The organism is Empedobacter tilapiae (genome assembly GCF_004785645.1).
GTDB classification, from domain to species: Bacteria; Bacteroidota; Bacteroidia; order Flavobacteriales; family Weeksellaceae; genus Empedobacter; species Empedobacter tilapiae.
The window spans coordinates 81084-105923 of the sequence record NZ_SRPE01000005.1; the positions used below are offsets into that span (position 1 = coordinate 81084).

Below are 24840 nucleotides of genomic sequence, written 5' to 3' on the forward strand. Positions count from 1 at the left end.
TTCTTATAATGATATTTTTTTATTATTTTTAAATATTACAATATATCTTAGAGAGAGAACAAAACTTATTGATAAAACAATAAAGATCAAAAATAGTTTATTAATTTCAATATTTCTAAAATAATAGCCAACGATTATAAAAAAAATGTTAATTATCACTAGAATAATTGAAGTTTTTATGTGGTTGAATCCTAATTTCAGAAATTGATGATGTAAATGGTTCTTATCTGCAGAGAAAGGACTTCTTCCTCTAAAAATTCTTATTGTAAATACATAAAGCGTATCTACAATTGGAATTACGAATATAAAAAGTAAAAGTACTGGAGCTGTTTTTAAACCTAAATTTGAATTCTCACTTATATATAGAAAACGTATTGCCATAAAAGTCAATATAAAACCAATAACCATTGAACCTGTATCTCCCATAAAAATTTTAAATTTTTTAGAAAGATTATATCTTCCAAATCCAAGTAATACAGCAATTGTACTAATTGCTAATATTCCAATACCGTAATCAAAAATTCTATAAAAAATATAAACAAAACATGAACTAATAACTATTCCTACTCCTGTAGCTAGCCCATCTATACCATCTATCAAATTATATGCATTTATAAGAACTATAAATACAAACGTAGTAAGTACAACTCCTAATAAATAGGGAATTTGATATACTCCAAATAATCCTGAAAAAGAATTAATCATAATGCCTGATCCGAAAATAATAAAAATTGTACTTACTATCTGACCATAAAGTTTTTTATCTGGCGCAACAACTAAGAGATCATCCATTAAACCTATAAAAAAAAGAATTGTAATTGCTGAAAGAAAAAATGAATAATTAACTCCTAAATCCGTTGCAAAAATAGATGTAGAAACTACAATTCCAAAAAATAAAGCTACTCCTCCTAATGTTGGTACTTTATTAACATGCGAACTTCTTTCACCAGGCACATCCATTAATTGTTTTTTATAGGAAATTCTTATAATTTTTGGTATCGAAATTAATGTAATGATTAATGCAAAAAAAAATGCGCCAAAAACATTTATATAAATAGGTGATATACTTAGTGTATAAAGATATTCTAATAACTTAAAGTTTCCCATATTTCTTTAATCCGTTTAAAGCCCAAAAAAAAGTATAATAAGCTGAATTTAAAAAGTTCATTTTCAAAAACTTTCTATAAACATTATATTGTTTTAAGGCTATATTAAATTTATTTCTTGAGACTGAATTCTCTCTTATCCTATAAATAGCTAATGACTCCTCTATTGCTCTAGCATATTTTATTTTTTTTAACAATTCAATCCACATTGCATGATCTTCTCTTAACTCTACTTGAGGAAATTTTATGATTCCTATCACAGAAGAATCATAAACAGAAGTTAACATTGGAATTGGACAATTATAAAGTATTCTACCATAATCTACTTTATCAATTGCTATAAAATCTTTTAATAAAGGTTTTAAATTTTCATCAACTCTTTTATAACTTGTATACACTAAATTTTCATTATTATTTTTCAAATAATGAATTGTTGTTTCTAAAAAGTTAGGTAGCCACAAATCATCACTATCTATAAATGTTATATATCTTCCACTTACATTACTTAATGCTAAATTTCTAGCATTTGCTGCCCCTTGATTATTTTCTTGAACAAACAATTTTATTCTTTCGTCATTAAACGAACGAATAACGAGTACAGAATTATCTCTAGAATAATCATCAACAATAATCCATTCCCAATTTGTATAACTTTGATTCTTTATTGATTGATAAGTTTCAGTTATATACTTTTCTGAATTATAACATGGTGTTATGATTGATACTAATTCCATCTCCATAATCCGTAAATAGCTTCCTTATTAAAAATTGTTCTATAATTAGCAAAGTTTGAATTATGTCCTTGCTTAATTTGAAACCAAAAAATTAATAAAATTGTGTATGATACAAAACTCAGGTAAATAAAATTACGTTTAAATTTATCTCCATTGAATGAATAAACTAATCGACCTACTGTTAATCCTAAGAATGTTAAATAAAACCCTGGTAACCTTACTCCAAAAATTCCCTTTCCTAAGAAAAAATATAGTAACACTCCAAATACAAAAAGGTTCCTAAAGTAGCAATATAACTTATCGTGAGCTGCATATTTATTATATACAATAATAGATAAAATTGAAATAATTTTAACAAAATCTCCTACTGCTACACCATCTCCCTGATCATACAATTGACTCCCGTAACTCTCAAATTTATCTTGTCCAATAGGCATAAATTGCATTATAACTTCTATTATAGAATTTAATCCTGTATAAAATCCAATAATAGAAAATGCAACTATCCATCCAATAAATTTTTCATCAAATTTCATTGGCGCAATCCAATAAGCTAAAATAAATATAATAACAGATTCATGAAACTGATAGCCTATAACTATACATATCAAAAATTTTATTAACTTACGATCAATTACATATCGAATAGAGTAAACAGTAAACGCATTTGCTAAACCTTGTCTTATATGCACATGTTCTTCAAACATAAAGTTTGGCATTGCATAAATAAACAGAACTAGAAAAGGATATCCCCCATATTTGTAAAATGTAGAAGTTTTAAGAGCTAACGATATCGCTGCTACAGTTAAGGACACCATTGCAAAGTCAAAACCAAAATCAACAAGTATCTTATTCAATACCAAATATCCTGGTTCCATACTTGTTAGTTCTGTAAATTGATCAAATTCTGACCATCCTATATCTCCTAACATTCTAAAAGTCTGAAAATATGCAACCCAATCAGGACTCAAGCCATAACCAAATCCTGCTGTGAAACACATAATCACAATAACTAGGATATATAATTGCTTACTAACTTTTTTATTAGAATACTCTAATACAGAAAGAATTACAAGAAATGCGAATATGAATAAATAAATAAAACTCACTACAAATTAAAATTTTAGTAATAATTGGAGATTTATAAAAGATATATAATAATAAATTCTTTTTTTCAATGGTAATGAATTTAGGTAGTTAATATCAAAACGTTTATATTTTCTAATCTCTTTTTTAGATAATTTACACGTTTTCAAGAATTCATTTAATTCATTTAGTAGCTGTATTTTTAACGATTTATTTTTCACATAAGCCACATAAGCCAAATACGAATAATAGCCTTGAATAATTTGAAAACGTTTTAACTCTGTTACAAATGTATTGTATTTACTTTTATAAAAATAATTCGTCACCTCATTTACAGCTAGAAACATATCCAAGCCTTTTTCAGTATGCGTTTTTGTTATAGAATTTTCCCGTTCAAAGTATTTATACAAAGGTTCATTAATTTTAGAAATGATTGTCGAATCTAATACCAATTTTGGAATTAATTCTATATCCTCAAAATGAATCCCTAATTTAAATTTATGGTTTTCAAATAAAGATTTTTTAAAGATTTTATTACACGCAAAACAACTCATTTCACCAAAAATTGTAAAATCATCTTTTAACACAATTTTGTTTAATAATTGTGGAGATTGTGGTAAGTATCGAAACTCTCTCCCATTTTCATCAACCTTTACCAAATCGCACAATACAATTTCTGACTGATGCTTTTTTGCTAAATCAATCATTTTCTCAAACATTTCAAGATCGATATAATCATCCGAATCTACAAAAGCAATAAATTCGCCCAAGGCTTTCTCAATTCCAACATTACGCGCTTCGCTTAATCCTCCGTTGTCTTTGATAGTAGATTTTATACGATTATCTTTTTTGCAATATTCATCTATAATTTGTTGCGAATTATCTTTCGATCCATCATTTATAACAATTATCTCGATATCTTTTAATGTTTGATTCAAAATAGAATCTAAACATTTCGAAACATATTTTTCTGTATTATAAACAGGTACAATAACTGATAATAATGGATTCATTTGTTTTTTTTGAATAAAATATTATGTATTTTTTTTCCTATTGGTTTCTCTAAATATTGAAAACTAAAAAGTCCAAATCCAAAAAATAAAACAATTAATAAAATGGGGATTATCCAATTATATTGTCCAAAATAAGGTGATAATTTTATAATAATTACTAAACCGACCATCTGATGAATTAAATAAACACTATAACTTGTTCTTCCTAATTTTGACATTATTTTACCTCCTAAAAAATTAAGCCATGAATTTCTAAACAAAAAAACAAACCAAACGATAGCACTTATAATAACAAACCATTTTAATTCCTGCTTTTCTGAAGTTATATATACCAACGCAAAAAGAAAAATCAAATAAATTATGTTTTTATAATCAGCTTTCTCTAAGTATAATTTTGATATAATGATCCCTATCAAAAACCAAATTAAGAAACTAACAAATGGTATATAACTCAATATTTTATGTATTGTTCCGTGAATAGAAAGTTGAAGCAAATTTTCCTCAGTTCCAAAAAAATACCACATCACAGTTCCTAATATTGATATTATACTAAAATTTAATATGACGGTCTTTTTATTTATAAAAAATAATACTGAAATGAGAACATAGAATATAATTTCAACCCAAAGTGACCAATAAGCATAATCCATATAACCAAAGTTGGTTCCCAATAACTTATTAGGAATACTTGGTGAAAGGAATGTATTAGAAAATAATAGATTTTTAAACTCTTTTCCTTGTAAAAAAAATGTCAAGTCGGTAGTTCTAAAAACACAAAATGTTATAATTGAACATATTAACATCCCAGGCATAAGACGTATATATCTTTTTTTAATAAACTCTATAAAGCTTTTAGAATTATTTAATGTAATAAAAATAACAAAGCCCGAAATCATAAAAAAGAATTCAACCCCTAAGTAACCAAAATAAAAAATAGAACTATCAAAATTATAATGATACAATTCTGGATATGAACTATAAAAATGATATAACATTACGATAAGAATAGCTAAAACTCTAAAGCCATCAAGAATATCAATTCGGTTATTTTTCATAAATCGTTGATTTTAATTTATATTAAATTAAACAAATTTTCATATTGTTCGATTATTATCTTTTTACTAAACCTTGAATAAATACTTCCTATAATTCTATTCTTATCGTGAGATTTCTTCAAAATTTCTTTTATTTTTTTTGCAAATCCTTTCGAATCTTCTATCGAAAAAATTTCACCATTTATTTCTTCTTGAATAATTTCATTAATTCCCCCAGGTGCATTATTTGCCAAACTATACGTACCACAAGCCCCAGCTTCTAACAAAACATTCGGAAATCCCTCATAACGAGACGAAAGAATAAATAAATCTGCTTCTTTTAAATACACAAATGGATTACTCATTTTCCCAAGAAAAGTAACATTGTTCAATCCTAATTGTTTTTTTTGTTGAAGTAATTCTTCTTTAAAAACCCCATCACCCAGAATTGTTAATTTAATATTTTCCGTTTTCAATTCACTCATCACATTTAGTAATAAATCAAACCCCTTTCTTGGTGATAAATTTCCTATTGCAATAATATTTTTATAGCTCGTGTTATAATTTTCAATATTATTTTCTTCTTTTAATCGATTAATTAAATCAAAATCAACTGGATTATTAATTTTTTTTACTTTCAAACGATTAATCTTAAAATTATCTATTAAATCATTTTTCATATCATCACTTTGAGCAATAATTTGATGAAAATTGTTATAAAAACGATAAAAAAATAGAATTTCTTTACGAGTTACATGTTTCGAAACAACGTTAGTTTCTCTCGCAATAAATTTTGTTTTCGAAAAGAATGGTATTAACGGTGATAAAAATGCTGAAATTTCTCCCCAACCTGTAAAAACAATATCGGGTTTCATTTCTTTTATTAATGGAATAATTTTAAAAATAGAATACCGAATTCGAGAAATATTTAATTCTATTATCTCAACATCTGACTTTAGATGATTCAGATAATATCCTTGTTTTTTAAACAAGACTAATTTTGGACAAAATTTCGTTCTATCCAACTCATTGCAAAGTGTAGTTATAACACGTTCGGCACCTCCTTGATTAAGATCAGGTAATATAAAAAGTATCGTTTTCAAATTTTAATCCTCAATTCTATTATTAATATAACCTTCTGTAGCATTTTCATTTGAAATAACTTTCATCGGATTTCCTGTTACAATTGAATTATCAGGAACGTCTTCCGTTACATAACTATTTGGTGCAATCAAAACATTATTACCTATTATTATTCCTCCAACAATCACTGCATTTGTTCCAACCCAAACATCATTTTTTAAAACTGGAAAACCCTTTTTTTTACCTCTATTAGTTTGTCCCAAAGTTACACCATGTGCAATATTGCAATTTTTACCAATTCTACATTTAGGATTAACAACTACAGTTCCCCAATGTCCTAAATTAAGTCCTGGACCAATTTCTGTTCTTGCAGAAATTTGATAACCATATTTGATAGAATAATGACGTAACAATAAACGATAAACAAACCCAAAAAAGTGTTTTGAAGAATATTGTTGTGCTTTTCGTAAAAAATAAATATACCGAAAACCTGGATTCATAAAACCTTTCAAAAAAGGAAAGTCTGTCCAATAACCAAAATTTCTATAAAAATCTTGTTGTATAATTGTTTTCATAAAATTTGATTAAAAATTTTGTTCTATAGATTCAACCGCATTTTTCAATGTAAAAGGTAAGCTTTTTGACTGAATAGTAATAGTGTAATTTTCAACAAAATCATTATTTTCAAGAAAAAATTTCATTGAATTGTAAATTTCATCCTCATCATTTGGAATAATATAACCTAACTCTCCTTCATTCAATATTTCGCGAACGCCAGAAACATCTGTTGCAATAATAGGTTTAGCTAAAACCATTGCTTCAAATAAAACAGTAGGATATCCTTCGTAACGAGATGATAAAATATAGTAATCTGCCTGTGTAAAATAAGGATAAGGATTTTCTTTAAAACCTATCAATTTAGCTGTTTCTTCAACTTTTAATTCCCAAAATAAGTTCTCGATAGTAGGAAAATCATAACCATCCCCAACTATCCATACATTATGTTGAAAACCTTCATCTAATAAACGTCGATGTGCTCTTAATAATCGATCAAATCCTTTTTGAGGAAAAACTGTACCAATTGAAACAAAAGTTTTGACCCCCTCTTTCTTTTTTAAATCACAAGGTTCTTTTGCAAGAGTTAATATCTCGTCGACATCGATCGGATTATAAATACGAACAATTTTCTGTTTTTCAACTTCAGAATCCGCTAAATCTAAAAACAATTCATTTATTTTATTCGAAATCACGAGAATTTTATCAAATCCGAAAAACTTTTTTAATCGTTCTTCTGTATACTCAGGAATATTGGATAAATCATTATGTATCCAAACGATTTTTTTTGAAGATTTAATAGGAGAATTAAGAATTTCGTCTGCAATTCCATGAATTGCAGCAAACTCTATATCATATTTTTTATTTGGTAAAATATTTTTATAAAGAATCTTTGGAAATATCTTCAAAATCTTTTGGTAAATTACCCGATAAGCCTTTTGTGGAATATCTTGCAAACGATTTGTTGTAATCATTTCGCCTTTGTTCAGATAATAAATATTAATCCAAGATGGAACATCTTTGAGATATTTACCCGAATATAGATTTAATAACAAATCAATTTCGTACTTATCTGAAGATAAGTTTTTCAAAAAAGTCACTAATACTTTTTCAGCACCTCCATGACGAAGTGAACCAATACGTATTAATATTTTCTTTTTAGCAACCATTATTTCGCAGTCGATTTTCGTTTATACAAATAGAAATTTCGACCAGATGGTTTGAATTTGTATATTTTATCTAAAATTGGATTATCGGACTTTGCGACATTGTTAATTTTAAACTCTTTGATTAATTCATAATCATCATAGATTGTTTTATCAGCCAATTCTCCTTTGAACATTGGTTTAAAATCTTCTAAAATATATTTAGGTTTTGCTTTATTAATTAAATTAGAAAAACCAACTTCTTTACCATTTTTAACGATATTTTCCTCAGTTAACCTCTTATCAACTAAACCTACATAATCAATCACTTTCAATTTAGAAAAATAAGGAATATAACCTGCTGGTTCTAAGAAAATATAATTTTCTTTATTAGGCTCTATCGAATCTAAATATAAACCTATTTTTCGGGCATAATTCCATTCTCCATGTCCTGTAGCAATTGAATGTACTGCTTGATATGAAGTTAACGGAACAAAAAGGAAAATTAAATAAGCGATTGATAGAGTTCTATATTTTTCAGAATCTAAAACAATTAATATAATAGGTAAAAACAAACAAATTTGGGGAATCCAATAATACCAATCGAACCACGAATTTGCTGTTCCAAAAATTATAGTTTTTACAACCCCAAAAAAGAATAAAAATGAAATAACTTTACTCTTATCAGCCTCCTTTGTCTTCCATTTTTTGTTTAAAATAATTAAACAAATTATTGAAATTAAAAATAAGATTATAGTTGAAAAATTATAGATAGATATTGGGAACTTAACAATACCAAAGTAATTTGGACCAAAATATTTAAACTCTGCCCAACGTTCAAGTAAAGTAGGGTTAGAATAGTTATTTTTTTTAGAAGTTATCGTATTATTTACAATTTCTCCAAAATAAAACCAGTTAAAAAAAATTGTAGATAATACAGCTAAAACTCCTCCAATCATAAGAGCTGTATTCCATTTACGTTGTTTTACAATATCGTAAATAAATAATAATCCTAAGAAAACACATGTATCAATACGTGTCCAAAGAATGAGAATTGGCATTACAATAAAAGCCCAATTTTTTCTTTCAACAAAGCCATATTTAATTAGAGCTATATAGAAAAAAAATAACATTCCGAATTCCATTCCTAAAATAGACATTTTAATAGCCGGAGGGAGAAAACTTACAAATAAAATAAATAGAATAATCTTATTCGTTGAATTAAAAAATAATTTCCCTAACCAATATATACCAATTGTTAAAAGAATTGTATTGAATATAAGAAGTGGATAAATAAAATTTCCTTCTCCAAAAACAGATTGAAAAATAACTCCTACAAAAACATAAAGATGAGTCGTAGATGCTGAAATTTTTTCTATACCGTTGTAACCATAAACACCATATTCTATAATATTTCTAGCTACTCGCCAAGAAATCAATGCATCTTCTTGTATGTGGCGTGTAAAAAAAAATAAAGATTTAAGAAGTATAATTAATATTGAAGCAATAAAAATTCTACTCTTATTCAAAGAATCTTTCATAAATTAGGTTTTGGAACGCAAATATAAGATTTTTAAATCCTCAATACATAAAAAAAGCAATTTTATAAATTTATTCCTTAATTATTGAAATACTTAAAATTAGCCTTTGAAGCAAGAGAAAACATTGCCTCATCACCTTTTGTATCTCCAAAAGCAATTATCTCATCATACATAGACAAATCAATTTCTTTTTCTATTCTATTTTTCTTCTCTTCATAATTACAATTTTCAGAAGCAAAATTACCTGTAAAAAAACCTTGTTCATCAAATTTAGCTTTCGTACAAATTAATCCCATTTCATAATAATCTGCAAAAGGTTGTATCCAGAAATCTATTGAAGCAGAAACAATAAATTTATCATTATAATTACTTAAAGATTTAATATATTCATCTGCTTTTGAATAAATTAAGTCTTTATGATTTTGTTCAAAATAATTTTGAGTTAACCGATTAATTTCAACATAAGATTTACCTTTCAAAAATTTTGAAATAAATTTTTCTTTTACCAAACTTGCTTTAATTAACTTTAATTTAGATGCCACGAAAAACGGGATAAACATAAGATAATTAATAAAATAGGATTCAGGAAAAGAGAATTTTAAGAAATCAAATAAAGTATCTTTTTTGGTTATAGTTCCATCAAAATCGAAGAGATATAAATTACGGTTCATTACATTTTCAGTTTTTTGAAAACAAATTCAGGTATGTTTCGAATTATCATCATTATTCCCCACCAAACAAAAGTTACATAAACAACATTTTTCTTTTTTGTATAAGCTTTATAAATAATACTTGCTGCTTGTTCTGGTTGAGCAGTCAATGGTTTTGGTGTTTCAATATCTGCTGTCATCTGAGTATCCATAAAACCAGGAATAACTGTCATTACATGAACTTTTTTATGAAACAAATAATTTCTCAAACCAGATAAATAAACTGTAAATCCTGCTTTTGCAGAGCCATATATAAAATTACTTTGACGACCTCGTTCTCCTGCTACAGATGACAATCCGATAATAGTACCAGAACCTTTCTTTTCGAATTTTTCAGCAAAATGATTTATTAAACCAATCAATTTCGAATAATTAATTTCTACAATTTGCTTTGTATTCCAATCATCATATAAACCTTCTTCAGAATTTTTTCCTAAATATCCTGCAGCACAAAATAATAATTCAGAATCTATATAATTTAATTTTGTATAATCATTCTCTTTTGTTAAATCAAAATGAACAATTTCACATTTCTGCTCGTACTTTGTATAAATATGTTGAGCTAACTTGGCTGTTTTCTCAATATTTGATGTAAATAAATATACTATTGGAAAACGATTCCCTTCCTTCAAAACCTTTTCTACAAAAGCTGTTGCTACATCTGAATTAGACCCTATTACTATCATTTTTGTTTAAATCTATTGATACGTTCATTTTGCATTGATTCAAATTTTTCTGAACCAATATTTTTTAAATAATCTGTTAATTCTGGATTAGACATCGCATCTTTTGTACGATAAATATGCCCTCCATAATCCATGACAATTCTATCTAAACTTGCAATCAGTTTTTCAAGTTTACTATTCACTTTAAAATCTAAAGCAAGAGTGTAGCCTTTCATAGGAAAAGAATTATAAGCTTGTAAATTATTTTCTCCAAATAATTTCAAAACAACTAAAAAAGAACCATTTCCACTGGCTGCAATTGTTTCTAAAATTTTTCGCATTCCTTCTTTCCCTTGTTCTTTTGGTATAACAAATTGATATTGAATAAATCCATTTTTACCATAAATACGATTCCAATTATGAACAGCATCCAATGGATAGAAAAACGTCTCATAATCAACAATATTTTTCAAATGTTTTTTCCCTTGTTTATTAAAATATAACCAATTAAAGATCTTAATTGATAAAGGATTTAATACAAAATTTGGAAAAAAGAAGGGAATATTTAAATTCAACTTCTTTTTTATAGATAAAGGATTTTTCTTTAATTTTTCTGGTAATTCACTTAAAGCAGCATGCTCACCACGCAACATAATAGACTTGCCTAAAGTAACTCCTTTTTGTAAACAATCTAGCCAAGCTACATTATATGTCCAAGATTCTGAAGATTCAAATAATTCGAAAATTTCGTCTAGGTTCTTAGCTTGAATAGCTTCATTTCGAATATAGGCTGTTTCTATTTTTTTCATCATAAATCGAGCAGAAAGAATAACTCCTGTCAAACCCATTCCTCCTATTGTTGTCCAAAATAAATTTGTATTCTCATTTCTTGAACAACGTAAAATATCTCCATTTTCGATCATTAAATCAAAATGAATTAAATGATCAGAGAAACAACCATCAATGTGGTGATTTTTTCCATGTACGTCTGATGCTATCGCACCACCAACAGTAATAAATTTTGTACCTGGAGTAACGGAAATAAAATAACCCGAAGGAATTGAAATTTCTAAAACTTCAGACAGTAAAACTCCTGACTCTACTTCTATTATTCCATGCTCTCTATCAAACTCAATAAATTTATTCCATTTAGAAGTAGAAATAATAGTATTCTGCAATGATGCATCTCCATAACAACGTCCATTTCCACGAGCAATTAATTCTTCATTTGAAAGAACTACTTCCTGAAATTCTAAAATTGTAGTAGGAGTTATAACATTGGCTTTTATAGACGGATAAAGTCCCCAATTAGCAACTGGGGTTAATTTTTTATTTTCCATTGTTAAAATAAATCAATAAAACGTAACTAATTCCCCACATTATAATTAAAAACTGTAAAAAATGATCTTTAAAAATTAATTTAGTAGGTGATTCTGTTTTCATATATACAAATGTCTGTTGCAAATAGCGTAAAACAGCTGCAAAAACAAAAACAAAGGTGTAAATAATATAGTGGTGAAATTTGGATTGTGTCTCTGGTGAAACAATAAACATCATATAGCAAATAACAGCCACAGTACAAGTAAGTGACAATGCAGAATTAAGAAAATTTAGATTGTAACCATCCAGAGATTTTCTTGTAATTCCTTCTAAATCGGCATTAATTAATTCTCCTCTTCTCTTTCCTAAGGCTAGAATCAGCGCCAAATCAAAAACCAATAAAATTGTCCAATCTGTTACTAGGATTCCTGTCATATATCCTCCTACAAAGACTCTTAGTAAAAATCCTGTAGCAATAATGATAACATCTAAAATAGCTATTTGTTTAAGTTTAAATGAATAAGCTAGATTCATAAAGAAATAAATTGCAATTAATATTGCAACTTGTTTATTTCCTAAAAACCAAATCAATAGAGATGTAATAAAGATTAATACAAAGAATAAAGTTAACGCATTTGATTTAGAAATCTTCCCACTTGCTAATGGTCTATTTTTCTTTTCTGGATGTTTTTTATCTTTTTCTATGTCTACATAGTCATTTATAATATAGATACTACTTGCTACAAAAGAAAATATTAGAAACCCATAAAATGATTCTATAAATAAATCTATTTCAAATAATTTTCCAGAAAAGAATATTGGTAAAAATACAAAGAGATTTTTCACCCATTGATTAACTCTTATAAGTTTTAGATAGTTTAACATTAAACATTTATTTTTTTAAAATATTTTTTAAATCTTTACTCAAAAGTCTATTGAATTTTTCTACTCCAATTTGATTCAAATGATTATTATCAAAAAAATCTGTAGAATCTCTTAATTCAATTAAATTTTGGTAATTCTTATAATTTCCTAATTTATCTAAAAACTGATCCACTTCATTATGATTACTAATTGATTTATATAAATCATTTGTAATTGGCGCTTGCACAATGTAGACTTCAATCCCTTTACTTTTTATAAACTTAATATTATTAATTAATTCTTCTTTTTGATTTTCTCTTAAATCCCAATTCGAAAAATTTTCTTTATCAAATATATTTTTTCTAAACTTTGTTTCTACAAATCCCGTAAGAGAAACATAAGTATCCCCTCCTTGACTAATTTCTTCTTTAAACTTCCTATTCAAACCAAAAGTTTGACGAAATCCTGAAAAAATTAAAGTATTATACGCTAATAAATTATGCACTTCATTTGCCATTTCAATTGAATTGAGATCAATTTTATTATTACTTAAAATATCCAAAGAAGACTCCACTCCATCTATATTCATTGTTCCTGCATACGCTTCATAAACAACAAGTTTAGGATTAATTTGTTCCAAATATTGATGTAACAAAACCTTTGTATTGATGGGTGTTTGAGCACTTGAGCCTAAATTAAAAGCTGTAATTCCATCTTTCTTCAAAATTCTGGGATCAATTCCTCTATATGCATGCGAAGAACCTACAATCAAAACATCAATATTTTTAATTTTTTGTGCATCTTGCATTCGTGAAAATGTATGTCCATAACATCCCATACAGCTTCTTACATTTTTAGACATATAAAATGGTAAAACTGAACTCCAAAGTGGCATTATAGTAATATAAAATACAATTGCAAATAAAGAGAATAGACCTGAATTAATTAAAAACTTCTTCATCTTTTAAAATTGAAAATAAATAAACGGACTTTCTTCTGTTTGTAAAAACAAACCGATTAACATCACAACAAAAGCATAGAAACACCATCTCACCCATTTTGGTTTAGAAAATAAAAACTTCTCTATTCCATAATTATTTCTTCTTCCAATCCATTCTATCACCAATAAAAATGCAATTAAAATCAACGTAGCTAAAGCACTTTTTCGTAAAGTAGGGAATGAAAAAAGTGACTGATTAAAAATTCCTCCAATATATTCAAACGCATGTGTAACTGAATTAGCACGAAAAAATATCCAGGCCAAAGCTGTTAAACTAAATGTCAAAATCATATTAAATAATTCTCTGAAACTTGGCAACATTCGATCCTGTGCAACAATTTCTAAATTATTTCGATTCGTTTTTAATAAAATAGAAGGCATAATAAATAACGCATTCAAGAATCCCCAAAAAATAAAGGTCCAATTCGCTCCGTGCCAAAAACCACTTACAATAAAAATGATAAATGTATTGCGAACACGCATCCAATTTCCTCCTTTACTTCCTCCTAATGGAATGTATAAATAATCTCGAAACCATGTTGATAACGAAATGTGCCAACGTCTCCAAAATTCAGCAATATCACGAGAGAAATAAGGATAATTAAAGTTTTTCAATAAATTAATCCCAAACAAACGAGCTACACCAAGTGCAATATCAGAATACCCAGAAAAGTCTCCATAAATCTGAAATGTAAAGAAAATAGCTCCTAAAACTAAATTAGATCCTGACTGCGATTCAGGATTCGAGAATATTTCATTCGCATAAATTGCACAATTATCAGCAATCACCATTTTCTTGAATAACCCCCAAAGAATTTGGCGCATTCCGTCTACAGCTTGAGAATAATCAAAAACTCTTTTCTTTTTTATCTGAGGTAAAAGATGCGTCGCTCTTTCTATAGGTCCTGCAACTAACAATGGAAAGAAACTTACGAAAACCGAATAATCTACTACATTTCGCTCTGCTTTTAGTCTTCCATAATAAATATCAATAATATAAGATAACCCATGAAAAGTATAAAACGAGATACCTACTGGCAAAATTATATTCAATGTCCAAGGATGAACTTCCAAACCAAATCCATTTAACATTTCTGCAAAAGAATCTACAAAGAAGTTATAATATTTAAAAAAGCCTAAAAAACCAAGATTAATCCCAATACTGATTGTTAACCATATTTTTTTTAGTTTTTGAGAAGTAGCTTCTTCTATTTTTATTCCTGAATAGTAGTCTAAAAATGTAGAAAACCCTAACAAAAACATAAAACGCCAATCCCAACAACCATAGAAATAGTAACTCGCTACTAAAAGCAAGATATTTTGAAATTTTAAATTCTTTCTCAATAACCAATAAAGAGTAAACACGATTGGTAAAAAAACCGCAAAAGAAATAGAATTAAATAACATATTTTATTTCTGTTTATAATATAGATAAGACAACGGATAAATCAATGTTGATAACATTTTAAATTGCTTCAATTCTTTATTTATCTCTGATAAATCTCGTTGATTAATAATTGAATACACTTGATATCCAACTAAGTTACGAATCAAAGCTTTTGGATAATTAAAAAGTTTTTTTCCATAAGAATTTAGAAATGAGCGATAACCTTCCATTAATCCAAAAGTGTTTTTTCCACTCCAACGTGTATTCGAAACAGAATTCTCATCTGATTCATCCAAATGATAGTTACGAACAACTTTATTAACAAATCTAGTTTTTACTCCATTAGCATCATAAGTATTAAAAAATACTGTTTGCGGAATATATCCTTTGTTTTTGTATAATGAATAATCAAAGTTTTTCAACAACTGTTGATAAGTCTTTGTTATAAAAATACCAAACTTATCTCCACGCACTTTATACTTATATCTCATATCGAAAATAGATCCATCAAAACCATTATTTGGATATTGATCTCCTACAATTTTTCCATCTGTATATTGCGACAATCCCATTACAGAAATATATTCGTCTTGATTTTGAATTTGTTCAACCTCATCAAATAATATTTGTAACGAATCTGTTGGATACGAATCATCCGAATCTACAATCATAAAATACTTAGAAGTCACTTTCTTAATTCCTTCAAAAACAGTAACAAATTTATGCTGGTTTTCATTCCAGAAATATTCAATCTTTAATAAATTTTCTTCTTGAAAAGATTCAACCAATTCTTTTGTATTATCAGTAGAACCATCGTCCATTATGATCCATTTAAAATCTTTAAATATTTGATTTTTCAATGAATCATAGACTCGGGTCAATGTATGTGCACGATTATATGAAGGTGTGACAATTGTAATTTTAACTTCGCTCATTTTCAAGTTTGATTTGATTTTGTTGCTCAAAAATTTCAGTTACCTGATTATATATCTTTTTCGAGTCAAACTTCTTATATGAGTCTTTGGTATTTTGCTTGATTTTTTCAATCAATTCAGGTTGAGTAAAAACTTTTTTCATCGCTTCATAAATCTCTTCTTCATCATAATTTACTAAAATTCCATCAACCCCTCCATCTACCATCTCTGGAATCCCACCAACATTTGTACTGATTATTGGCTTTTCTAATGCTAATGCCTCATTTATTACCAAAGGATAGGCTTCTGATCTTGTTGGTAATACAAAATAATCAGCATTTTTGATATATGGATAAGGGTTAATTTTTGTGCCTAGTAATTTAAATGATTCATTTAATCCTAATTGATTTATTTGTTCTATTAAATTATTCTTTTCCTCTCCATCACCCAAAACTACAATACTATGTTCAAAACCTTCTTTAATTAATTTACGATGAATATTAACCAACGTATGATAACCTTTTCTACTATGTAAACGTCCTACAGAACAAAAGATCGGTTTCTTCAATTCTTCATATTTAACTTCAAATTCTAACGCTTTTTCTTTCACCTTATCTGTATGAATCGCATTGTAGACAACAGAACTACTAGAATAAGTTACATCATAAAATTCTTTTATTACATTCTTAATATGTGCAGCACAAAAAATAACATGATCAAATTTTTTCATTTGATCTATTCTTGCTTTTGCTCTTTCTTGGTTTACATCATATGTAACATCAGTATGAAACCAAGCTATTTTTCTTGAATTTTTATCTGGAGAATTTAATACCATATCAAATTCTGCATAGCTAGAAGCTATTTCGATATCGTATTTTTCTGGAACTTTTAATTTATATAAAATTGAAGGAAATTTATCATAAACTTCTAGTTTCATTCGTCGCCAAATCAATTGTATTTTCTGCATAAAAGAATTAGAACTCATTTGTTCTTTTCCTTTTTCTACAACAATCAATTTTAAATCAGCCGGAATTTCTTTTACTAATTCACCTTGATATAAATTAAGCATCAAAGTAAAATCGAATTTATCTTTTGGTAAGTTTCGTAACAAATCTAAAACTACTCTCGGAACTCCACCCATTTCTAACGAACGAAGCCTAAAAAGCACTTTAATTTTTTTAGGTTGATTTGACATTTGGTTAGTTTAATTGACAAAAATACAACATTGAGTTTGAATTGAATAATACAACAATCTAAAAACTCATGAAATAATTCTTAATTTTGCAAAAAAGAAGAAAATGTTCAAAATTGGAACAAAAGTTAAAGTAATCGATGACAATATTTCAGGAATAATCACCAAATTAAAAGGTGATTGCATTTACTTTAATGATGAGTTTGGTTTTGAGCATGAATATCACAAAGGCGAAATCATCAAAGATATCGTGATTAATTACGAAGAATATCGTGATGAAGAAATAAAAGAATTTTCGAAACCAAAATTTAGAACATTCCGAAAATCTCATCGTCATCCTTACTTAACGCGAGAAATTGATTTGCACATCGAAAATTTAGTTGATAATTGGCGCGATTTAGATAATGCTCAAATTATACAAACGCAGTTAGATGTAGCTAGAAATGAGGTTGAACGTGCAATGTTTGAAAGTCAAATTCGATTGATTTTAATTCATGGATACGGAAAAGGAATTTTGAAAAAAGAAATTACCGAATTATTGTATCGCTATACCAATATCGAATTCTATGACGCCTCGTTTAAGGAATATCACGGCGACGCCATAGAAATTAAATTTGTTTAAACCTTTATAATTGGTAGAAACTGAACTATTAAGATTAAAATCTTTTGATCCAATCCATCAAATCAAAATAATTCTGAGGAACAATTCCGTGCCCACTTCTGTATTCGTGGTATTCGAAATTAATATTTAGAGATTTTAAAAACTCATCACCAATTCTACCCATTTCTATTGGTAAAACAACATCCTCTATTCCATGAGAAATAAAGAAATTTAAGTTTGAAAAATCTTTTGTTTTATCAAAATTACCAATGATTTCAAACTCTGGATAACCGCTTAAAATGGCAACGTTTTTAATCTTTTCAGGATTATTTAAAGCAATCGCATAACTCAAGATTGCACCTTGACTAAAGCCCATCAATGTTACATTTGACGCATCTAAACTCTCTTGTTGAACAATTGCATCAATAAATTCGACTAATTTATGACGAGATTCTATTGCTTGCACTTCATCCATCCATTTTTCATTGTTTACAAAATTGATATCATACCATGCGTATCCTCCATACATAATATCATGTAAGGCACGTACACTTACAATATGTGAGTTTTGCGGTAAATCTTGTGCGAACGAAAACAAATCTTCTTCGTTACTTCCATAACCATGAATCAATACAAAAAGTGGTGTTTTTTCTGTCTTAATCACAGGTAAACGTTCTATATATTTTATTCCGTTTAATTCTTTCATCTTGCTTTATTTTCAGCGAATTTAACTCTAATTTCTAAATCAAAAAATACTCTTTTAATAGAATAAGCCTAAACTTATTCACCTCTCTAATTCAATTTAGACTATAAATAAATATACATCTTAAATAAGCTATTTTAGATATAAAGATATAAATTTGGGGTATGAAGCTTTTGGCAACGAAAATATTAATTTTTTTATATTTAACGACTTCTACTCAATTTTCGCAATTGTATAAGTTGCCTATCTTCTTTTCTCATTTTATAGAACATTTACAAAAGGATGATTCTATGGGAGGAATAGTAGACTTTGTAATTCTTCATTACAATGGACATGAAAAAGATGCAGATTGGGAAACTGATCAGAAATTACCTTTCATAAAAATAGAAGTTGCTCATATTGACCAAAGCTATCTTCCTATTGTTGTGTTCACAATTCCTCAAATAATAAAAGAAGTTCATCACGAACTTGTAACTTCGTTTGATGAAAACTTTATTTATTTTCATTACTCAGATTCAATTTGGCAACCGCCAAGACAAGCGTAATTTTCTCTAGATAACTTTTGATTCTTTTTAGATTTATTCTTTTAGAATCTATCTCTCATGCTTATAAATTACTTTATAAGTAAAATATTAATCTATTTAATTTTACGATGTTAAATAAAATTATTGATTTTTCAATCAAAAATAAATTCATCGTGGGTTTGTTTACTTTAGCACTAATAATTTTTGGTATTTATGAAGTAACGCGTTTACCCATTGATGCACAACCTGATATCACATCAAATCAGGTACAAGTAATAACTGTTGCTCCATCATTTAGTGCAGAGGACATAGAACGATTGGTTACATATCCCGTAGAACAAGCTAACTCAAATATTGCTGGTATCACAGAAATTAGAAGTTTTTCTCGTTTTGGTTTATCATTAGTCACAATTGTTTTCACAGATAAAACAGATATCTACTGGGCTAGACAACAGGTCAGCGAACGCTTAGCTAAAGTAAAAGATGAAATTCCTGATGGAATTGGACAACCTGAATTAGGACCTATTTCAACAGGATTAGGTGAAATTTATCAATATGTAGTTCGTCCTGCGGAAGGATATGAAGATCAGTATAATGAAACTGAACTAAGAACTATTCAAGATTGGATAGTTAGGCGCCAATTATTAGGTGTTGAAGGTGTTGCTGATGTAAGTAGTTTTGGTGGAAAATTAAAACAGTACGAAATTGCTGTCAATCCCCAACGTTTACAATCATTCAATCTGACTATAAATAATCTGTTTGAAGCCCTTTCTTCAAACAATCAAAATACAGGTGGAGCCTATATAGAAAAAGGACCTACATCCTTATTTATTCGTTCTGAAGGTCTAATCGGAAAAACAGAAGATATTGAAAATATAATAGTAAAACAATCTTCTAATGGAATTCCTGTCTTAATGAAAGATGTAGCAGATATCAAAATGGGATATGCTACACGATATGGAGCAATGACTTATAATGGAAAACAAGAAGTTTCAGGAGCTGTTGTAATGATGCTTAAAGGAGCTAATAGTAATGATGTTGTCCAAAATGTTCAAAAACGAATAGAAGAAATCAAGAAGACTTTACCAGAAGGAGTCGTTATAGAACCATTTTTAGATCGCAAAAAAATGGTAGATAATACAATTCATACTGTAGAAGTAAATTTGCTAGAAGGAGCATTAATTGTTGTTTTTATTTTAGTCATTTTCTTAGGTAATTTAAGAGCTGGATTCATTGTAGCATCAGTTATTCCTTTAGCTATGTTATTCGCTATTATTATGATGAATCTTTTTGGCATCGGAGGAAATCTAATGAGTTTAGGAGCATTAGATTTTGGACTTATTGTCGACGGAGCTGTAATTATTGTTGAAGCAGCAATGCATCAATTAGCACATAGTAAAAAATTTGGGATAAATAATAAACTATCTCAAAAAGACATGAACCAAACAGTTGGTACAGCTGCAAAAAAAATGGTAAACTCTGCCGTTTTTGGGCAAATAATTATTTTGATTGTTTACTTACCAATTTTAACACTACAAGGAATCGAAGGCAAAATGTTCAAACCTATGGCTCAGACAGTTTCATTTGCTTTAATAGGTGCATTTATTTTATCATTAACTTATGTCCCAATGATGAGTAGCTTATTCTTAAGTAAAAAGAAAAAAATAAAACCTAGTTTTTCTGATCGAACACTTGAGAAAGTCGAGAAATTTCATCAGAAATTTTTAATTAAAGCATTTCGTCGAAAAAAAATTATCTTAGGAACTGTTTTACTTCTTTTCACTTCTGCTATTTTCATTATGTCAAGATTAGGAGGTGAATTTATTCCAGCTTTAGAAGAAGGAGATTTTGCTGTAGAAGCAAGAATTTTACCAGGAAGTAATCTCTCAACAACAATAGAATATACAAATAGAGCTTCTAAAATTCTAAAAGAGCGTTTTCCAGAAGTCGAAATGGTTGTAGCTAAAATTGGATCAGGAGAAATACCCACAGATCCTATGCCAATGGAAGCTGGAGATTTAATTGTTGTTCTTAAACCTAAAAAGGAATGGACTTCAGCTAAAACATTTCCTGAATTGGCCGATAAAATGACAAAAGAATTAGAAGTTGTTTCTGGACTTTCAGTTGGATTCCAGTTTCCTGTACAAATGCGTTTTAATGAATTAATGACTGGAGCAAGACAAGATGTTGTTGTGAAAATTTTTGGTGAAAATTTAGATAGTTTAGTTTCTAATGCTAATAAAATTGGTAAAATTGTCAATACCGTTCAAGGCGCTCAAGATTTATATATAGAACCAATAAATGGAACTCCACAAGTTGTCATTGACTTTGATCGTTCTTTGTTAGCTCAATATGGTTTAAATATAGGCGACGCTAATCGAATTATTAATATGGCCTTTGCAGGACAATCGACAGGACAAGTTTTTGAAGGAGAGAAACGTTTTGATCTAGTTGTTCGTTTAGCTGATGACAAACGTTCGAATATTGATGATATCAAAAATTTATTAATACCAACTCCAGCTGGAATTCAAATTCCATTACAACAGATAGCTAATGTTGCATATAAAAATACGCCAAACCAAATTCAACGAGAAGATGCGAAACGTCGTATTGTTGTTGGCTTTAATGTAAAAGGAAGAGATGTAGAAAGTGTTGTACAAGAATTACAACAAAAAGTTGATTCAAATATCAAACTTCCTACAGGTTATTACACAACATATGGTGGTGCGTTTGAAAATTTAAATCACGCAAAAGCTCGTTTAGGAATTGCCGTTCCAGTAGCTTTAATTTTAATTTTTGTACTACTATTTTTTGCATTCAACTCTATAAAAGAAAGTTTATTAATCTATACCGCAATTCCATTATCTTCAATAGGAGGAATCTTTCTATTAGCAGCTCGCGACATGCCTTTTAGTATAAGTGCAGGAATAGGTTTTATTGCTCTTTTTGGAATCGCTGTTTTGAATGGAATTGTACTAATTTCTGAATATAACAGACTAAAAAAAAGCGGAATAACAAGCCCTATCCATACTGTATTGATAGGAACACGAACACGTTTACGTCCAGTATTAATGACAGCTGCTGTAGCCTCATTAGGTTTTCTACCAATGGCTTTAAGTAACGGTTCTGGAGCTGAAGTCCAACGACCTTTAGCTACTGTCGTTATTGGAGGATTAATAGGAGCAACATTCCTTACTTTATTTGTTTTACCAATATTATATGTTATGTTTGAAAATATTCATTTTACAAAAAGAAAAGGAAATACTAAAATTCCTTCTGTTATAATTCTTGTTTTCTTTTTATTTGGCTCTTTCGCTATGGCGCAAGAACGTCTTTCTTTTGATGAGGTTGTAAGACTTGCAGAATCCTCTAATCTAGAAATTAAACAATCAGAATTGAATACAGTATATTTTCAAAAAAATGTTTACGCAAATCGTTCACTTCAACCTTTAGATATTTCTGCTGAATTAGGACAAGTTAATTCAGGAGAGTTTGATTCTAAATTCACAATTTCTCAAGCCTTTCAATTCCCTATTGTTTTTAAAAGACAAAAAGCATTAAACGAACAATTAATTACTACTTCGAAAGCAAATGAAAAATTGACAAAAGCTGATATTAAGCAACGTTTAGCTAATTTGTATGTGAATATGCAAAATATAGAGTTGCAATATGATTTACTCAAAGAAAATGAAATGATTTATCAAGAGTTTTTGAAGAAAGCTAATTTGCGTTTAAAGAAAGGCGAATCTAATCGTAGCGAAGTTTCAACAGCGGTTATTCAATTAAAATCAATTCAAAATCAAATGAAATTAAGCGAAGTTGAATTAGAAAACACTTCACGACAAATTCAGTTTTTAACAAATTCTACAATCAAAATTTACCCAACAAAAAGTAGTATTAATTGGAACGAGATTGCAGGAATAGAAATTTCTACTTCTCATCCGATATTGAAATTAGCTGAACAAAATATTCAGACTTCTACATTAGAAACTGAAGTTGAAAAATCTAAAAAAAATCCTATCTTAACAGTTGGTTATTCTAATCAAAGTTTTTCTGATTTGAATCAAAATAGATACAATTCATTCCAAGTCGGAGTTGGTTTACCTCTCTTCAATAAAAGTATAAATTCTTCAATAGAAGCTTCGAAAGTAAAAGTAGATATCGCAAAACAATCATATATATTACAACAATCAAAAATGCAACAAGATTTTGATATTTTGAAAAACAAAATAGATGTTTATAATAATATTGTTACCGATTTTGAGAAAACTCAGATTCCTGCTTCAGACGATTTACAAAAAACAATTAATCGACAATTATTAGAAGGTGAAATTAATTTTTTGGATTGGGTTATCTTAAACAATCAAATTATTGAAGTAAAAACAAAGTTTTTAGAAGCTAAAAACTTACGTGAACAAACATATGCCGAAATGACTTATTATACTGCTGAATAACATGAAAAAATATATTTTAATCCTTTGTACAACATTTACTGTGGTTAGTTGTAGCAAAGAAAACACGAAACAAGAAGAGCGGAAACAAGAAATAGTTTCTACTTCTATTTTAAAATTAACAGATGCTCAATTAAATAATTTTGAAATAGATACAGCATCTTTTCAAAATCAAAATTTACCAACAACCATTCGTTTGAATGCTAAAACAGCTGTTACTCCTGAAAATACAATTTCTATTACAAATGCTTTTGGTGGCTATGTAAAACGTATTGCTCTAATTCCTGGAAATTATGTTAGTAAAGGGCAAGTCCTGGTTGTTCTAGAAGATCCACAATATATTCAAATGCAAGAAGATTATTTAACAACAAAAGCTTTGTTAGAACAAGCTAATGCTGATTATACGCGTCAAAAAGATTTGAATGCAGAGCAAGCTGCTAGTGATAAAGTGATGCAACAAGCAAAAGCAACGCGTCAATCATTAATGGTTAAAAAAAGTTCTTTAGAACAAAAGTTAAGATTAATGAATATCAATCCTGCAACCGTTTCGTTAAATAACATTAAACGTACAATCAATGTTTATTCACCAATTAGTGGAATGGTTAGTCAAGTTTTTGCAAATACGGGACAATATGTTTCATCTGCAGATGCTATGTTAGAAATTATTAATCCAGATCGTTCATTATTAAATATAAAAGTATTTGAAAAAGATTTGGGAAACATTCAAATAAGTCAACCATTAATAGCTTATACGAACGCCAAACCTGATCAAAAATTAAATGCTCAAATTACAGCTATTTCAAATCAGGTAAATGAAGACGGAACAGTTGATGTTTTTGCGAAAATAACAAATACTAATGGAACTCGACTGACTGCAAATATGTATTTCAACATAGAACTACAAGTGAATTCTTTGAATGCAAATGTTTTACCAGAAGAAGCTGTAGTCCATTTTGAAGGAAAAGATTATGCTTTTGAACAACAAAATAAAAATCAATTTCGTTTAACTCCTGTCGAAATTGGAGCTTCAGTAAACAAGTATATTGAAATTAAATCACCTCAAAACACAGGTAAAATATACGTAACAAAAGGAGCTTATAATCTATTGAATGCTTTAAAAAATAACGAAGAAGAGTAATTTTATTTTAAAATCTTAAATAAAAAAACGAGTGATAATAATCACTCGTTTTTTTATTATTTATTTCATCTATT

Annotated in this window: 22 protein-coding genes; 4 read left to right on the forward strand and 18 right to left on the reverse strand. The window is 28.2% G+C overall.

What is annotated here, in order from left to right; all coding sequences use genetic code 11:
- Positions 1-3 precede the first annotated feature (3 nt).
- From E4J94_RS07895 to E4J94_RS07975, 17 genes are all read right to left on the reverse strand, one after another.
- Complete coding sequence (locus E4J94_RS07895; RefSeq protein WP_135835290.1) at positions 4-1107, reverse strand: glycosyltransferase family 4 protein; 1104 nt, start codon at positions 1105-1107, stop codon at positions 4-6.
- Entirely contained in the window at positions 1094-1840 is a 747-nt protein-coding gene (locus E4J94_RS07900) for a glycosyltransferase family 2 protein (RefSeq protein WP_246034280.1), read from the reverse strand. The genes E4J94_RS07895 and E4J94_RS07900 overlap by 14 nt, the downstream gene beginning before the upstream one ends.
- Positions 1831-2949 carry an EpsG family protein gene (locus E4J94_RS07905; protein WP_135835292.1) on the reverse strand — a complete coding sequence of 373 codons (1119 nt, stop codon included), beginning with the start codon at positions 2947-2949 and terminating at the stop codon, positions 1831-1833. The genes E4J94_RS07900 and E4J94_RS07905 overlap by 10 nt, the downstream gene beginning before the upstream one ends.
- Positions 2950-2955: 6 nt before the next feature.
- The gene (locus tag E4J94_RS07910; RefSeq protein ID WP_135835293.1) at positions 2956-3939 is read right to left on the reverse strand and encodes a glycosyltransferase family 2 protein; all 984 of its coding nucleotides are present in this window, start codon (positions 3937-3939) and stop codon (positions 2956-2958) included.
- Positions 3936-4994, reverse strand: a complete 1059-nt coding sequence (locus tag E4J94_RS07915; RefSeq protein WP_135835294.1) for an acyltransferase family protein — start codon at positions 4992-4994, stop codon at positions 3936-3938. Before E4J94_RS07915 ends, E4J94_RS07910 begins: the two co-directional genes overlap by 4 nt.
- Positions 4995-5011: 17 nt before the next feature.
- Positions 5012-6076: a glycosyltransferase gene (locus E4J94_RS07920; RefSeq protein WP_135835295.1), complete on the reverse strand. Its 1065-nt coding sequence runs from the start codon at positions 6074-6076 to the stop codon at positions 5012-5014.
- Positions 6077-6079: 3 nt separating this feature from the next.
- A complete protein-coding gene (locus tag E4J94_RS07925; RefSeq protein ID WP_135835296.1) occupies positions 6080-6631 on the reverse strand; it encodes a serine O-acetyltransferase in 552 nt (183 codons plus the stop codon).
- Positions 6632-6640: 9 nt separating this feature from the next.
- The gene (locus E4J94_RS07930; protein WP_135835297.1) at positions 6641-7780 is read right to left on the reverse strand and encodes a glycosyltransferase; all 1140 of its coding nucleotides are present in this window, start codon (positions 7778-7780) and stop codon (positions 6641-6643) included.
- The gene (locus E4J94_RS07935; protein WP_135835298.1) at positions 7780-9297 is read right to left on the reverse strand and encodes a hypothetical protein; all 1518 of its coding nucleotides are present in this window, start codon (positions 9295-9297) and stop codon (positions 7780-7782) included. The genes E4J94_RS07930 and E4J94_RS07935 overlap by 1 nt, the downstream gene beginning before the upstream one ends.
- A 77-nt stretch (positions 9298-9374) precedes the next feature.
- Positions 9375-9968, reverse strand: a complete 594-nt coding sequence (locus tag E4J94_RS07940) for an HAD-IB family phosphatase (protein WP_135835299.1) — start codon at positions 9966-9968, stop codon at positions 9375-9377.
- Positions 9968-10693, reverse strand: a complete 726-nt coding sequence (locus E4J94_RS07945; RefSeq protein WP_135835300.1) for an SDR family NAD(P)-dependent oxidoreductase — start codon at positions 10691-10693, stop codon at positions 9968-9970. Before E4J94_RS07945 ends, E4J94_RS07940 begins: the two co-directional genes overlap by 1 nt.
- A complete protein-coding gene (locus E4J94_RS07950; RefSeq protein WP_135835301.1) occupies positions 10690-12012 on the reverse strand; it encodes an FAD-binding oxidoreductase in 1323 nt (440 codons plus the stop codon). The genes E4J94_RS07945 and E4J94_RS07950 overlap by 4 nt, the downstream gene beginning before the upstream one ends.
- Entirely contained in the window at positions 12002-12877 is an 876-nt protein-coding gene (locus tag E4J94_RS07955; RefSeq protein ID WP_135835302.1) for a UbiA prenyltransferase family protein, read from the reverse strand. The genes E4J94_RS07950 and E4J94_RS07955 overlap by 11 nt, the downstream gene beginning before the upstream one ends.
- A gap of 7 nt (positions 12878-12884) precedes the next feature.
- A complete protein-coding gene (locus tag E4J94_RS07960; RefSeq protein ID WP_135835303.1) occupies positions 12885-13817 on the reverse strand; it encodes a hypothetical protein in 933 nt (310 codons plus the stop codon).
- Positions 13818-13820: 3 nt separating this feature from the next.
- Complete coding sequence (locus E4J94_RS07965) at positions 13821-15263, reverse strand: MBOAT family O-acyltransferase (protein ID WP_135835304.1); 1443 nt, start codon at positions 15261-15263, stop codon at positions 13821-13823.
- A gap of 3 nt (positions 15264-15266) precedes the next feature.
- Positions 15267-16178, reverse strand: a complete 912-nt coding sequence (locus E4J94_RS07970; protein WP_135835305.1) for a glycosyltransferase family A protein — start codon at positions 16176-16178, stop codon at positions 15267-15269.
- Positions 16165-17352, reverse strand: coding sequence for a glycosyltransferase (locus E4J94_RS07975; RefSeq protein ID WP_246034282.1), 1188 nt, complete (start codon positions 17350-17352; stop codon positions 16165-16167). Before E4J94_RS07975 ends, E4J94_RS07970 begins: the two co-directional genes overlap by 14 nt.
- Before the next feature lie 103 nt (positions 17353-17455).
- Between E4J94_RS07975 and E4J94_RS07980 the strand changes: the two genes are divergently transcribed.
- Positions 17456-17971: a Smr/MutS family protein gene (locus E4J94_RS07980; protein WP_135835306.1), complete on the forward strand. Its 516-nt coding sequence runs from the start codon at positions 17456-17458 to the stop codon at positions 17969-17971.
- 34 nt (positions 17972-18005) lie between these two features.
- Here E4J94_RS07980 and E4J94_RS07985 read toward each other — a convergent pair whose 3' ends face one another.
- Positions 18006-18656: an alpha/beta hydrolase gene (locus tag E4J94_RS07985; RefSeq protein WP_135835307.1), complete on the reverse strand. Its 651-nt coding sequence runs from the start codon at positions 18654-18656 to the stop codon at positions 18006-18008.
- Between the two features lie 161 nt (positions 18657-18817).
- On the opposite strand from E4J94_RS07985, the gene E4J94_RS07990 reads away from it, so the two are divergent.
- From E4J94_RS07990 to E4J94_RS08000, 3 genes are all read left to right on the forward strand, one after another.
- On the forward strand, positions 18818-19198 hold the full coding sequence (locus E4J94_RS07990; RefSeq protein WP_135835308.1) for a hypothetical protein: 381 nt from the start codon (positions 18818-18820) through the stop codon (positions 19196-19198).
- A 107-nt stretch (positions 19199-19305) separates the two neighbouring features.
- Positions 19306-23631 (forward strand): CusA/CzcA family heavy metal efflux RND transporter, encoded by a 4326-nt coding sequence (locus E4J94_RS07995; protein WP_135835309.1) that lies wholly within the window; start codon positions 19306-19308, stop codon positions 23629-23631.
- Between the two features lies 1 nt (position 23632).
- Positions 23633-24766 (forward strand): efflux RND transporter periplasmic adaptor subunit, encoded by a 1134-nt coding sequence (locus E4J94_RS08000; RefSeq protein ID WP_135835310.1) that lies wholly within the window; start codon positions 23633-23635, stop codon positions 24764-24766.
- Positions 24767-24840 lie beyond the last annotated feature (74 nt).